Origin of the sequence: Shimia sp. MIT910701 (genome assembly GCF_047126315.1) — a bacterium.
GTDB lineage: Bacteria > Pseudomonadota > Alphaproteobacteria > Rhodobacterales > Rhodobacteraceae > Shimia.
Genome location: NZ_CP138953.1, coordinates 3539578 through 3551615, shown reverse-complemented (window position 1 = coordinate 3551615; position 12038 = coordinate 3539578). Strand labels below are relative to the sequence as shown.

Annotated in this window: 13 protein-coding genes; 9 read left to right on the top strand and 4 right to left on the bottom strand. The window is 59.2% G+C overall.

What is annotated here, in order from left to right; genetic code table 11:
* The first annotated feature begins 61 nt into the window (after nucleotides 1-61).
* The 6 genes from SIB38_RS17335 to SIB38_RS17310 all read left to right on the top strand — a co-directional run bounded on the left by SIB38_RS17335 (nucleotide 62) and on the right by SIB38_RS17310 (nucleotide 7544).
* Entirely contained in the window at nucleotides 62-1186 is a 1125-nt protein-coding gene (locus SIB38_RS17335) for an aminodeoxychorismate synthase component I (RefSeq protein ID WP_412550689.1), read from the top strand.
* Nucleotides 1144-1788 carry an aminotransferase class IV family protein gene (locus tag SIB38_RS17330; RefSeq protein ID WP_294118365.1) on the top strand — a complete coding sequence of 215 codons (645 nt, stop codon included), beginning with the start codon at nucleotides 1144-1146 and terminating at the stop codon, nucleotides 1786-1788. Before SIB38_RS17335 ends, SIB38_RS17330 begins: the two co-directional genes overlap by 43 nt.
* A gap of 258 nt (nucleotides 1789-2046) precedes the next feature.
* A complete protein-coding gene (gene aspS / locus SIB38_RS17325; protein WP_294118366.1) occupies nucleotides 2047-3903 on the top strand; it encodes an aspartate--tRNA ligase in 1857 nt (618 codons plus the stop codon).
* 197 nt (nucleotides 3904-4100) lie between these two features.
* On the top strand, nucleotides 4101-5501 hold the full coding sequence (locus SIB38_RS17320; protein WP_412550688.1) for a DUF1800 domain-containing protein: 1401 nt from the start codon (nucleotides 4101-4103) through the stop codon (nucleotides 5499-5501).
* Nucleotides 5502-5511: 10 nt separating this feature from the next.
* Nucleotides 5512-6762 carry a DUF1501 domain-containing protein gene (locus SIB38_RS17315; protein WP_412550687.1) on the top strand — a complete coding sequence of 417 codons (1251 nt, stop codon included), beginning with the start codon at nucleotides 5512-5514 and terminating at the stop codon, nucleotides 6760-6762.
* A gap of 65 nt (nucleotides 6763-6827) precedes the next feature.
* A complete protein-coding gene (locus tag SIB38_RS17310; RefSeq protein WP_294118369.1) occupies nucleotides 6828-7544 on the top strand; it encodes a GNAT family N-acetyltransferase in 717 nt (238 codons plus the stop codon).
* Nucleotides 7545-7621: 77 nt separating this feature from the next.
* Here SIB38_RS17310 and SIB38_RS17305 read toward each other — a convergent pair whose 3' ends face one another.
* The gene (locus SIB38_RS17305; protein ID WP_294118370.1) at nucleotides 7622-8335 is read right to left on the bottom strand and encodes a response regulator; all 714 of its coding nucleotides are present in this window, start codon (nucleotides 8333-8335) and stop codon (nucleotides 7622-7624) included.
* 173 nt (nucleotides 8336-8508) lie between these two features.
* Between SIB38_RS17305 and mce the strand changes: the two genes are divergently transcribed.
* Together mce and SIB38_RS17295 are read left to right on the top strand one after the other, a co-directional pair.
* Nucleotides 8509-8913 carry a methylmalonyl-CoA epimerase gene (gene mce / locus SIB38_RS17300; protein ID WP_294118371.1) on the top strand — a complete coding sequence of 135 codons (405 nt, stop codon included), beginning with the start codon at nucleotides 8509-8511 and terminating at the stop codon, nucleotides 8911-8913.
* Between the two features lie 69 nt (nucleotides 8914-8982).
* Nucleotides 8983-9288, top strand: a complete 306-nt coding sequence (locus SIB38_RS17295; protein WP_294118372.1) for a DUF1467 family protein — start codon at nucleotides 8983-8985, stop codon at nucleotides 9286-9288.
* On the opposite strand, the gene SIB38_RS17290 is transcribed toward SIB38_RS17295, so the two are convergent.
* From SIB38_RS17290 to SIB38_RS17280, 3 genes are read right to left on the bottom strand one after another with little or no spacing between them, the layout of a single operon-like run.
* Nucleotides 9233-9955, bottom strand: coding sequence for an EI24 domain-containing protein (locus tag SIB38_RS17290; RefSeq protein ID WP_412550686.1), 723 nt, complete (start codon nucleotides 9953-9955; stop codon nucleotides 9233-9235). The two genes, SIB38_RS17295 and SIB38_RS17290, sit on opposite strands and share 56 nt — an antisense overlap.
* Nucleotides 9940-10518: a nitroreductase gene (locus SIB38_RS17285; protein ID WP_294118374.1), complete on the bottom strand. Its 579-nt coding sequence runs from the start codon at nucleotides 10516-10518 to the stop codon at nucleotides 9940-9942. The genes SIB38_RS17290 and SIB38_RS17285 overlap by 16 nt, the downstream gene beginning before the upstream one ends.
* A gap of 52 nt (nucleotides 10519-10570) precedes the next feature.
* Entirely contained in the window at nucleotides 10571-11686 is a 1116-nt protein-coding gene (locus SIB38_RS17280) for a class II histone deacetylase (protein ID WP_412550685.1), read from the bottom strand.
* A gap of 114 nt (nucleotides 11687-11800) precedes the next feature.
* On the opposite strand from SIB38_RS17280, the gene SIB38_RS17275 reads away from it, so the two are divergent.
* Nucleotides 11801-12031: a DUF167 domain-containing protein gene (locus SIB38_RS17275; RefSeq protein ID WP_412550684.1), complete on the top strand. Its 231-nt coding sequence runs from the start codon at nucleotides 11801-11803 to the stop codon at nucleotides 12029-12031.
* Nucleotides 12032-12038 lie beyond the last annotated feature (7 nt).

The following is a 12038-nucleotide window of genomic DNA, read 5'->3' as shown; positions in this document are numbered from 1 at the left end:
TTTTTTAATAAAATGCAACGTATATGGCTGGCAAGGATTTACCAGCGACCGGGGGGCGGACGTGCAGATTCGCTTTGACCATGGGCCAGACGGCGGCGCGACGCTGTTTCACAAGCCCGAACATGTGATCTCTATCACCGATCCCAACGAAGTGGGCATGGCGTTTGACGTGCTGACACAGGCCCAAGACGCGGGGTTCTGGTTGGCGGGCTTTGTCAGCTATGAGCTGGGCTATGTGTTGGAGCCAAAGCTGCGGCGGTTGTTGCCCAAGACACGGCGGGTGCCGCTGATCAACTTTGGTGTGTTTCGCGCACCCGAAGTGGCGGGGCGCTTGCCGCGTGATGGCGGGTTTGAGTTACAGCCGTTTGAGCCACGCTGGAGCGCGGCCACCTATCGGGCGGCGTTTGACCGGGTGCATGGCTATATTGGCGCTGGCGACATCTATCAGGCCAACCTGACGTTTCCCATGGAAGCGAAGTTTGAAGGGGACCCGGTGGCGCTTTATGGCGCGCTGGCAGCCCGGCAGGCGGTAGGACACGGCATCATTGTGCGCCAAGAGGGGCTGCCGGACATTCTGTCCCGGTCACCTGAGCTGTTTTTCCGCACCGATGAAAAAGGCCGTATCGAGACGCGGCCGATGAAAGGCACGCAGCCGCGCAGCGATGACGCGCAAGAGGACTCCCAGCGGCGGCAGTGGTTGGCGACGGATGAGAAGAACCGGGCCGAGAACCTGATGATTGTGGATCTTCTGCGCAATGATATCAGCCGGGTGAGCAAGCCGTGCTCGGTGCATGTGCCAAAGCTGTTTGAGATCGAGAGCTACGCCACCGTGCATCAGATGACCTCGACGGTGGCGGCCGAGTTGCAGGATGACGTGCGCTTGGCCGATATTCTGAAGGCGCTGTTCCCTTGTGGGTCCATCACGGGCGCGCCAAAGCTGCGCGCGATGGAAATACTACGCGATTTGGAGCCATGGCCGCGGGAGATCTATTGTGGCTCGATTGGTTGGGCTGCGCCGGATGGGCGGTCTGAGTTTAGTGTGGCGATCCGCACATTGATGGCACAAGCTGGACAGATGACATTGAATGTGGGTGGCGGCGTTGTCTGGGACAGCAAAGCGCCGGATGAGTACGAGGAAGCGCTTTGGAAAGCACGGTTTGCCCAGTTCCAGCCGGAACCCGCCTGATCGAGACGTTTGGTTATCGACCGGGGCAGGGGATTGCGCGGTTGGAGTTGCATCTGGCGCGGTTGGCGCGATCAGCGCATGAGCTGGGGTTTGTGTTTGATCCGGTGCGAATTGCAGGTGCGATTGAGGCGTTGGGCGGGGAAACGCCGCTGCGCTGTCGCTTGACGCTTGGCGCGGTGGGGGATGTGGAGATCACCACGGCAGAATTGCCAGAGTCGGCAGCCCAGTGGACGGTGCGGATCGCGCCGGAGCGGATGCACTCGGAAGACGCTTTGTTGCGGCACAAGACCACGCGCCGGGCGGTATATGACCGCTGGCGCGCGGACTTGCCCGACGGTGTGCAGGAATGGCTGTTTCTCAATGAGCGGGATGAGTTGTGTGAGGGCACAATCACAAATGTGGTGCTGACCATGCCGGATGGTGAGCGCCTAACGCCACCGCTGTCGTCGGGGTGTCTGCCGGGCGTATATCGTCAGAGTTTGTTGGATGCAGGCGTGGTGCGGGAGGCGGTGTTGACGTTGGATGATCTAAGGTCAGCAAAGGCTATAACGCTCTCGAATGCACTGCGTGGGGAAATATCTGCCGTTCTGTCCCACGTTTGATTTTGGAGGGCTGCGCCTGCCTGGGTAGGCGCTTTCGCAACCTTGAGTTTGCATTTGACAGGGATTGTGCCGCCAACTTGCGAAACATTGAAACGCTGCAAATGCGCCTGCCGGGGGGCAGGCAGGCGCAGCCCTCCCCTCGGTCGGGCAAAAGGGTGCCTTTTTGTGCCGCAAACCCGCGCCGTTCTCTTGACTTTGTCGGCCCAAAAAGGTGTATCGGGCCGACTGTAGTTATTCACCCTGAAAGAGGGCCCGCACATGCACGCCTATCGCAGCCATTCCTGCGCCGACCTGAACAAATCCAACGTGGGCGAAACCGTCCGCCTGTCTGGCTGGGTGCACCGCATCCGCGACCATGGCGGCATTCTGTTTGTTGACCTGCGCGACCACTTTGGCATCACGCAGGTGCTGTGTGATCCGGACAGCCCTGTGTTCTCCGAAATGGAGAAGGTGCGCTCTGAGTGGTGTATCCGCATCGACGGCAACGTCAAAGCGCGCGATCCTGAGCTGGTGAACGACAAAATCCCAACCGGTGAGGTTGAGGTGTTTGTGCGTGACCTAGAGGTTCTGGGTGCGGCGGACGAACTGCCTCTGTTGGTGTTTGGCGATCAGGAATATCCGGAAGAGACCCGTCTGAAGTATCGCTTCCTCGACCTGCGTCGTGAGCAGATGCAGCAGAACATGACCATGCGCTCTGACGTTGTGGCCTCCATGCGCAAGCGCATGTGGGACAAAGGCTTCCGCGAGTATCAAACGCCAATCATCACTGCGTCTTCGCCAGAGGGGGCGCGTGACTTCCTCGTGCCATCCCGTATCCACCCTGGCAAATTCTACGCGCTGCCGCAGGCGCCACAGCAGTTCAAACAACTGATGATGGTTGCGGGCTTTGACAAGTATTTCCAGATCGCGCCGTGCTTCCGCGACGAAGACCCGCGCGCGGACCGCTCGCCAACCGACTTCTATCAGCTCGACATGGAGATGTCCTTTGTGGAGCAGCAGGACGTCTTTGACACCATCTCGCCCGTGATCGCGGGTGTGTTTGAAGAGTTCGGCGGTGGCCGCAAAGTGGATGCGCCAAACGAGTGGCCGCAGATCCCCTATGCGGAAGCGGCGCTGAAATACGGTTCCGACAAGCCAGATCTGCGCAACCCGATCGAGATGCAGGTTGTGTCCGAGCATTTTGCTGGCTCCGGCTTTGCGATCTTTGCCAAACTGTTGGAGCAAGAAGGCACCGAAGTGCGCGCAATTCCCGCGCCAACTGGTGGCTCGCGTAAGTTCTGTGACCGGATGAACAAATTTGCCCAAGGCGAAGGCCTGCCGGGCATGGGCTATATCTTCTGGCGCAAACAGTCTGCGGACACCATTGCGCAGGAGCAGGGCATCTCTGTGAAAGAGGTGAACGCGAAGATCAAAGCCGGTGAGATTGTTCTGGGTGAAGAGGCGGCCGGTCCGCTGGCCAAGAACATCGGCCCTGAGCGCACGGAAGCGATCCGTCAGCAGCTGGGTCTGGGTGTGGGCGATGCGGCCTTCTTCTTGGGTGGCAAGCCGAAAGCCTTTGAAGCGGTTGCTGGTCGTGCCCGCAACGTGATTGGCGAAGAGCTGGGTCTGATCGACAAAGACCGCTTTGCCTTTGCCTGGATCGTGGATTTCCCGATCTACGAGGCAGACGAAGAGAGCGGCAAGATCGACTTTGAACACAACCCATTCTCCATGCCGCAGGGCGGTCTGGACGCGCTGAACGGGGATCCGCTGGCAGTCAAAGGTTACCAGTATGACCTCGCTTGTAACGGTTATGAGCTGGTGTCTGGTGCGATCCGGAACCACAAGCCAGAGGTGATGCTGAAGGCGTTTGAGATTGCCGGCTACGATGAGGCGGAAGTGAAAGAGCGCTTTGGCGCGCTTTACAAAGCGTTCCAGTATGGTGCGCCGCCCCACGGTGGCTGTGCCGCTGGTGTGGACCGCATTGTGATGTTGCTGGCCGACCAACAGAACATCCGTGAAGTGATGATGTTCCCGATGAACCAGCGTGCGGAAGATCTGATGATGAACGCGCCAAGCGAGCCGTCGTCCGATCAGCTGATGGAGCTGGGCCTGCGGGTGATCCCGCAGGAGTGATCCTGTCGCGACATTGCCGAGATTTACGCCGCCTGCGACCCTGTCGTGGGCGGTTTTTGGTTTGAGGCAAGCGCGTATCGGTGGATTTTGGTCGATTTTTGGCAGCCTTGAGCAAGCTGCGTAGAACCGGATCGGCTATGTGATACAGTAGAGAAAAGCGCGAAGAATGCGTGTGCGACCAAAGGAGCGCGGCAGCAGTGGGTTTTGATCCTGATATAGCTCAGACACGATTTGGCTATGGGTTGTCCCCCAAGGTGACGGGACCGGCGGACATCACGGATATGGTGGCACTTTTGCGTGCAAAAGAGCCGGAGATGCCGTGGTTTCCACTGCCCAGTGACGCGGAGATGAGGGAAAAGATGCTGGCGTTGTTGGATGCGCGTCGCAAGATCTCCAAAGCGGAAAAGGGCAGCGATGCGCAGCAAGCCCTGCAAGAGGCGTTCAAAACGGCCAGGCGTGCCGCCAAGCAAGAGGGTGCCAAGTGGATTGGTGCCACATTGGCGCGGCGGGTTTGGAGCCGCGATGGTCTGCGGGAGCGGCTGGTTGCATTTTGGAATGACCATTTCTCCGCGCCCGGAAAAAACGTGATCTATCGCTATACCGAGGCAGCCTATGTGGCCAATGCCATTCGTCCACATGTGAATGGACGGTTTGAGGACATGCTCATCGCAGCTGTTTTGCATCCACAAATGCTGCATTTTCTCGATCAGAATACCTCCGTGGGGCCCAATAGCACCATTGCGAAGAAGCGGTCAGAGAAAAACCTCGGCCTGAATGAAAATCTGGCGCGTGAGATTTTGGAGCTGCACACTCTTGGCGTGGGCGGCGGGTATACACAAAAGGATGTGCGGCAGCTTGCAGAGCTGCTGACCGGTGTGACGACCATTCAGAAAAAAGGGACCGCGTTTCTGGCCAAGCGGGCCGAGCCTGGGGCGGAGACGGTGCTGGGCAAGGAATACGGCAAGCGTCGCGCGCGGATGGCGGATGTGCACGCGGTATTGCGGGATCTCGCACGGCATCCGGATACAGCGCGCCACATAACGCGCAAACTGGCCGTGCATTTTGTCTCCGAAACGCCGGATGAGGATTTGTTGGTGTCGATGGGTGCTCGGTATTTGGAAACAGATGGCGACTTGGCTGAAGTTATGGAGGCGATGTTGCGTCATCCTGCCGCTTGGGCCGCTGTTGGGCCCGGTGTTGGCAATTTCAAACAACCGGAGTTATTCGTCAGTTCTTCCTTGCGGGCTTTGGCCGTGCCCAAAGAGCGGTTTCGCGACGTCAAAAGCCAAGAGTTGGAGCGTTTGTTGGGCACGCCCCTACGCACGATGGGGCAGCCGTGGAGGCGGCCATTTGGCCCGGACGGATTTGAAGAGGCCGACAGCTATTGGTTGACGCCGCAGGGTATGGCGGCGCGGTTGCAGTGGGCGCTGGGCGTGCCGGCGGAAGTGCTGGAGGACTTGCCGGATCCGCGCCAATTTGCCGAAACAACGCTTGGGCCGCAGATGCCAGGCGCGGTGAAATTTGCTGCGGAGGCCGCGGAAAGCCGGCGTGAAGGTATTGCGCTGGTGTTGATGTCGCCCGCGTTCCAGCGGGTGTGAGGAGAGCGTCATGGACAAAGCAGTGATGGATCGACGGGGCTTCCTTGGACGTGGTTTGGCGGTGGGGTGTTCGCTCGCAGCGAGCCCGTTGATGACTCCAGTGAGTTTTGCCGCCACCGGGGGCGAGAACCGGCTGGTGGTGATCATTTTACGCGGTGGTCTGGACGGGCTGGATTTGGTGCAACCCGATGACGCGGCACTGCGCCAGCTGCGGCCAACGCTTTTGGCGGGACCGCGTTCTGGCTTGGAACTCACAGAGGGGATGATGCTGCATGCGGCGGCCAAACCGCTGTGGCCGCTGTGGCAGGCGGGTGAGTTGGCGTTTGTGCAAGGGGTTTCGACGCCATATCGCAACAAACGCAGCCATTTTGACGGGCAGGATTTGCTGGAAGCGGGAACAATTGAGGTGCCCTCTGGTACGGGGCGGGACGGTTGGCTTAACCGGATGCTGCAAACCATGCCCAACAGCACGATGACGACGGCCTATGCGGTGGGCGCAGATCCGATGTTGCTGAGCCAAGGCGCGGCCGAGGTGGAGACCTGGTCGCCGGATGTGGGCTTTGTGCTGTCCAGTCAGGGCGCGCGGCTTTTGGAGCTGACGATGGAGCGTGATCCTGAGATGGCGCTGGCGATGCAGAAAGCCATTTTGTTGGCGGGCGAAGATGGCGGCGGTGTGTTTGAGGCGTCTGACGGCGGCATGATGGCCGACGAGCTGGATACCATGATGGATGCGCAGATGAACCCAAAGGGGCGCGGGCGGGCAAATGCACATTTGCGTGTGGCGTCTTTTGCCGCGCAGCAGCTGCGTGACGCGGCGCGGGTGGCCTGTTTCTCCATTGGTGGCTGGGATACGCATGCGGCGCAGGCGCGCACATTGAAAACGCCCTTGAAGCATTTGAGTGACAGTCTTCGGGCGCTCAAAAATGGGATGGGTCCGGACGTCTGGGCGCGCACAACGGTGCTGGCGATGACGGAGTTCGGCCGCACAGTGGCGGAGAATGGCACCAAAGGCACGGATCACGGCACTGGCGGTTTGATGGTCATGGCGGGCGGCGCCATTCGAGGGCAGAAGGTGCATGGCCAACTGGCCGGATTTGAAGAAGCGGATCTGTTTCAGCGGCGCGACCTGATGCCGACCGATGACGTGCGTCGCTACGCGGCTTGGGCCATTCGCGAGAGTTTTGGTCTGGACCGGTCTGCTTTGGAAGGCGTGGTGTTCCCTGGGATGCAGTTGGGAAATGCGCCCGGATTGTTGGCTTAAGTCAGAAGGGCTTGGCGCGCGGGGCGTGCTGTGCCACTACTTGGCCAACTGAAGGAAGACTACTCATGCAGACATCCCGCCCTGTGGGCTTTGCCGTGCCCGATTGGACCGTGCCATCACGGCCAATGGGCGAGGTTTTGGACGGCCAGTACGTGCGGCTTGAGCCGTTAAACGCAGAGGCCCACGCGGCGTTGTTGTACCGTGCCTATCAGGCGGATGACTGGGTGTGGGATTACATGCCTTATGGGCCATTTCATTCGGCGGCGCAGTATCATCGCTGGGTGCGGGAAACGGTTCAGAACCAAGACCACTTCTTTTACGCGATCTACAGCAAGGCAGAGCGCACCTTCACGGGGGTGGCGTCATATCTGCGCATCTATCCAGAGCGCGGTTCCATTGAGGTTGGCAACATCAACTTTGCGCCAATGATGCAAGGCACGCCTGCGTCCACAGAGGCGATGTTTCTGATGATGCAATGGGCTTTTGACACTGGCTATCGCCGCTATGAGTGGAAATGTGATGCGCTCAACGCCCCATCCCGTCGGGCGGCGCAGCGGTTGGGGCTGAGTTATGAGGGCGTCTTCCGTCAAGCACTGGTGTACAAAGGGCGCAATCGTGACACCGCGTGGTTTGCAGCGATTGACCGGGAGTGGCCGGCATTGAAGGCTGCGTTTGAGGTCTGGCTGTCGCCAAACAATTTTGATGAGGCTGGCCAGCAGCGCGAACGGTTGAGCGATCTAACGCAACTGGTACGCGCCGCGAGTGATCCCGAGCAGGGGTAAACCCAAAAGGAAAGGCGAGGCCAATGGCCCCGCCTGACTGTCCCGTGTCTTACGTCGTCGTTCCGGTTGTGTAGGTCTTAAATCACGGCCGCTTCGGTGAGGCGGCTTTCGACCACGCCGTTGAGTTCGGCCACATTGGCCCGCACGCCGGTGCCCTCCTTGCGAGCGGTCTCCACGGCTTTCACCGCGTTCAGCAGACCCTTGTCACCAGCGCTGCGGGCCAAGCCGCCTAAGAATTGCGCCACATAGTCGATCAGCTCTTCGTCGCCTTCTTTCAGGGTGTCCGCCGCGTGCAGCAGGTCATCGCGGAAGGCCACAGGGTCCGGCTTGATTGCCTCGTTGTCGGCGACGCGGGCCACGGTGGGGCGATAGGCATCGGGCAGGCGGCGCAGAATGGCCTGTTGGAAATCGGTGAGCGTGCCGTAAGGCTTGGCGATGAAGCCGTCGGCACCAGCGGCCAGGGCGGCCTCTTGAGCAAAATCGTCGCCAGAGGTGCCTAGGATCAATTCGATGCGCGGAGAGGCCTTGTGGAGCTCTTCGATCAGCTCGGCGCCAGAGCCATCTGGCAGGCCCATGTCCACAATCGCGACGGTTGGCATGTAGACTTGCAGGTGTCGTCGGGCAGAGGTCAAACAGTCGGCGCGGCGAATGCGGGCACCAGAGCGCACACACATCAGACGCAGCGCGTCAGAGGAGAAACGGCTGTCTTCCACCACCAGAACGGTCATGCCCAGAAGCGGGCGCGCGGCTGATGGGGTGGTCAGCGGGGAGAAAGGCGATTTGTCGTCCATGTTTGAAATCCTCAACGAAGCGAAAACTACAAGTACCGAAACGTGCAAACAGGCTAGGAACACATGCCTAACGAAACGTTAAAGACAGCCGCGACGCCCTGTCGCTTGCGCCTGCGCATATCAGCGCACATAAGGACGGGGAGCGGGATCCATGCCCTTTGGAGGAGACAAACATGATCGGAAGATTGAACCACGTGGCCATTGCTGTGCCGGATCTGGAAGCGGCCAGTGCGCAATACCGTGACGCGCTGGGGGCGAAAGTGGGTGCGCCTCAGGATGAGCCGGACCACGGCGTGACCGTGGTGTTCATCGAGCTGCCAAACACAAAAATCGAGCTGCTCTATCCGCTGGGAGAAGACAGCCCAATCAATGGCTTCCTTGAAAAGAACCCGGCGGGCGGCATTCACCACGTGTGCTATGAGGTCGACGATATTCTGGCGGCGCGGGATCATCTGAAATCCACCGGCGCGCGTGTTCTGGGCAGCGGCGAGCCCAAGATCGGGGCGCATGGTAAACCTGTGCTGTTCCTGCATCCGAAAGATTTCAACGGTTGCCTTGTGGAACTGGAACAGGTCTAAGAGGCCAACCCAAACGTAAGAGAATTGGCGGGCCACAGATGTCCGCCAATTTTTTATCAGGAGCGCGCAATGACCATCACTTCAGCCCTCGTTTTATACGCCGTGCTTTGGTTCATGACCTTTTTGATGGTGATCCCGATTCGTCTAAAAACGCAGGGCGATGTGGGCGAGGTTGTGCCCGGCACACATGCCAGCAGCCCAGAGCATCACTACCTCAAAGCCAAGGCCTGGATCACCACAGGCGCGGCCGCGGTGATGTGGGTGATTTTGTACTGGATCATCACATCCGGTCTGATCACGGTGCGTGATTTTGACTGGTTTAACGTGATGGGGCCCGCTGAGGTGACGGCTCCAGTTGATGGTACAGATGGGTAAAGGTCGCCGCGCCTAGGATCGGGATCACCAGGTTCAGGATAGGTACGACCAACGGCATGGCCATAAGCGTGCCAGCGAGCCAAATTGTGCCGAGATGCTTCTTACGCAGCTTCTTGGCTTCTGCCCGGCCTACGCGGCGCATGGCGACCAATTGAAAATATTCCCGCCCCAGCAGGAAGCCGTTGAGGCCCCAGAAGATGAACAGGGAAAACGGCGGGAAGATCGCATAAAGCACCAGCGCAAAGATGTTGGCGGCAATCAAGACACCAAGAAAGTTCACGCTGTCTTTGAGGCCTTCGGCAAAGGTCACGCGGGGGACATCCGGCAGTTCGGGATAGTGCTTGTCCTCCACCGCGTCGGCCACTTCGTCCAGAAACAAGGACGTGATGGCAGAGGCGACTGGGATCATCAGGAAGATCGACAAGGCGATCATCAGGAAGAGCGAGGCGAAGGTGAAAAGGTCGCCAACCCAAGAGATATTGCCCAGGAGCTCCTGTACGGTTTGACCTGCGCCGATCCAGTTCAGGAACATTAGGAACGCTGTGTAGACCGCGATCAGCAGCACAAAGGTCAGGCCAATGCCTTTGAAAAGGACCCGGCGAAAGCGCGGGTCCCCGATTTGAGTAAGTGTCTTGCCAAAAGACGAGATTGCTAGGCTGACAGCCATGTGACTTTGGTCTCCATGTTGGGGCGGGGGCGCTCGGGTGGCGTGGCTTTTTCGGTGCCGATGTGGATGAAGCCTGCGACGCGCTCACGTGGAGTGAGGTCGAGGCCTTTCTCCACAAACCCACGATCGTGACTGGCCCAGCCAGAGAGCCAGTTGGCGCCCCAGCCAGCGGCCAATGCGGCGTTTAGCAGTTGCAGGCACACACAGGCGGCTGAGTAGGTCTGTTCGATTTCCGGGATTTTTTCGCTGATCACAGGCGCCTCTATTACGGCGACTACCAGATCGGCGCGGTCAAATTGATCGTGCGCTTTGGTGATCTTTTCCGGCTCCATGTCCAAAGCTTCACCGCGTTCTTGGGCGAGCTTGGCAAGTTTGCTCAAGGCGGCGCCTTCCAGCACGATCAGGCGCCAAGGTTCGAGTTTACCGTGGTCGGGACTGCGCAGGGCGGCTTCCAGCAGAGGTTCGAGTTCCGCGCGCGTGGGCGCAGGGCCAATCAGGGTTTTGGCGGGACGTGAGCGGCGGCTCAGCAAAAAATCCAGCGCGGCTTGGTTTGGTTGAGGCATTAGGTCTTCCCTCAGGGGTTGATTGGGTATGTTGGCGTGGCGCGGTTGGGTTTCAACCGGGCGGGCTTGCGAAAGTGTCGGCCATCTCATCGACCAACGTGGCAAAGAAGGCCTCGACGCGGGCGTTGGGCTGGCGTTTGGTGAGAGAGGCGGCCATTGGGTCCTCAGCAGTTATTGAGGAACCAGACAGCTCTTCGATCACGGCATGGCCGCAGAAGGGCACATAGGCTTCAGAATAGCCGCCCTCGTGCACAAGCAAGAGCTTGCCTTCACAGAGAGTATCTGCGGCCTGCATGACCTGCTTGGTCATTTGGCGGAATGTGTCGGCGGTGGCGAGCATACGGGAGAGTGGATCAAAGGCGCCGGCGTCAAAGCCACAGGCGACAATAATCACATCCGGTTTGAAGGCATGTAGCGCGGGTAGGACAATTTTCTCCATTGAATAGAGGTAGGTGTTGTGACCTGCGCCAGGTGGAAGCGGGACGTTGATGTTTGTTCCGAGGCCAGCGTCTTTGCCACGGTCGGTCACATCGCCTGTGTCCAAAGGATAATTGTGCTCCTGATGCAGGGAGATGGTGAGCACGTCGTCACGGTCATAGTAGATCGCTTCGGTGCCGTTGCCGTGGTGCACGTCCCAGTCCAGAACAGCGACACGCTTTGCTAAGCCCCGTGCTTGGATTTCCTCAATCGCGACAGCGATGTTGGCCAGCAGACAGAAGCCATTGGGCCAATCCGGCAGGCAATGGTGCCCTGGAGGGCGAGAGAGCGCATAGGCGTTTTGCAAATCGCCCGAAGTAACGGCGCGCAGGGCTTCGGTGGCGATACCTGCGGATAAGGCCGCGATTTCGTAGCCCCCTTTGCCAAAAGGTGTGCGCAGGCCAATTTCGCCACCGCCTGCATCATAGACTTCTTTGAACTTGGTCAAAAAGTCTGCTGGGTGGACGCGCTGAAGCATGGTCTCGGTCGCAGGCGGTGCGCTGCGCACATCGAGGTCGTTTGTCAGGCCGGTCACATCCATGAGGTTTTTAAGGCGACGTTTGGTTTCCGGGCTTTCCGGCAGTCCACCCGCGGCCAGTGGCTGAACCAGATCGCCAACCGGCAAGGTCAGGGCGTAGTTTCCGCCTGCGTGCCAGAAGCATTTTTCATCAAAAAAGAAGCCAGTGGCCATGTGGCAAGTCTCCCCCTGTCGTCCTGCGCGGGCTACCCTATGCGGGGCGATTGTGAAATGTAAATCGCTGTTGGGGCAACGGGGGCAGAACCATTGGGCGAAGATTTTTCAGATTTGGCTAAAGCGGGAGCGGAGATCGCGGTGCGAGTGACCCCCAAGGCGTCACGCAACACGGTGGTACGCGAGGATGATGTCTTGCGGGTGTATGTGACCGTGGTTCCGCAAGGCGGCAAAGCCAACGCCGCCGTGCAAAAGTTTCTGGCCAAGGAACTGGGCATTGCCAAGTCTCGATTGACTTTGATCCGCGGCGCAACTGCGCGGGACAAGGTGTTTCGTCTCGATTGACGTATGT

Bases quoted from the DNA above. Each gene is read 5' to 3' on its own strand.
- aspS (WP_294118366.1), top strand. From the start codon at position 2,047: ATGCACGCCTATCGCAGCCATTCCTGCGCCGACCTGAACAAATCCAAC.
- SIB38_RS17315 (WP_412550687.1), top strand. From the start codon at position 5,512: ATGGACAAAGCAGTGATGGATCGACGGGGCTTCCTTGGACGTGGTTTG.
- SIB38_RS17310 (WP_294118369.1), top strand. From the start codon at position 6,828: ATGCAGACATCCCGCCCTGTGGGCTTTGCCGTGCCCGATTGGACCGTG.
- SIB38_RS17305 (WP_294118370.1), bottom strand. From the start codon at position 8,335: ATGGACGACAAATCGCCTTTCTCCCCGCTGACCACCCCATCAGCCGCG.
- mce (WP_294118371.1), top strand. From the start codon at position 8,509: ATGATCGGAAGATTGAACCACGTGGCCATTGCTGTGCCGGATCTGGAA.
- SIB38_RS17295 (WP_294118372.1), top strand. From the start codon at position 8,983: ATGACCATCACTTCAGCCCTCGTTTTATACGCCGTGCTTTGGTTCATG.
- SIB38_RS17290 (WP_412550686.1), bottom strand. From the start codon at position 9,955: ATGGCTGTCAGCCTAGCAATCTCGTCTTTTGGCAAGACACTTACTCAA.
- SIB38_RS17285 (WP_294118374.1), bottom strand. From the start codon at position 10,518: ATGCCTCAACCAAACCAAGCCGCGCTGGATTTTTTGCTGAGCCGCCGC.
- SIB38_RS17280 (WP_412550685.1), bottom strand. From the start codon at position 11,686: ATGGCCACTGGCTTCTTTTTTGATGAAAAATGCTTCTGGCACGCAGGC.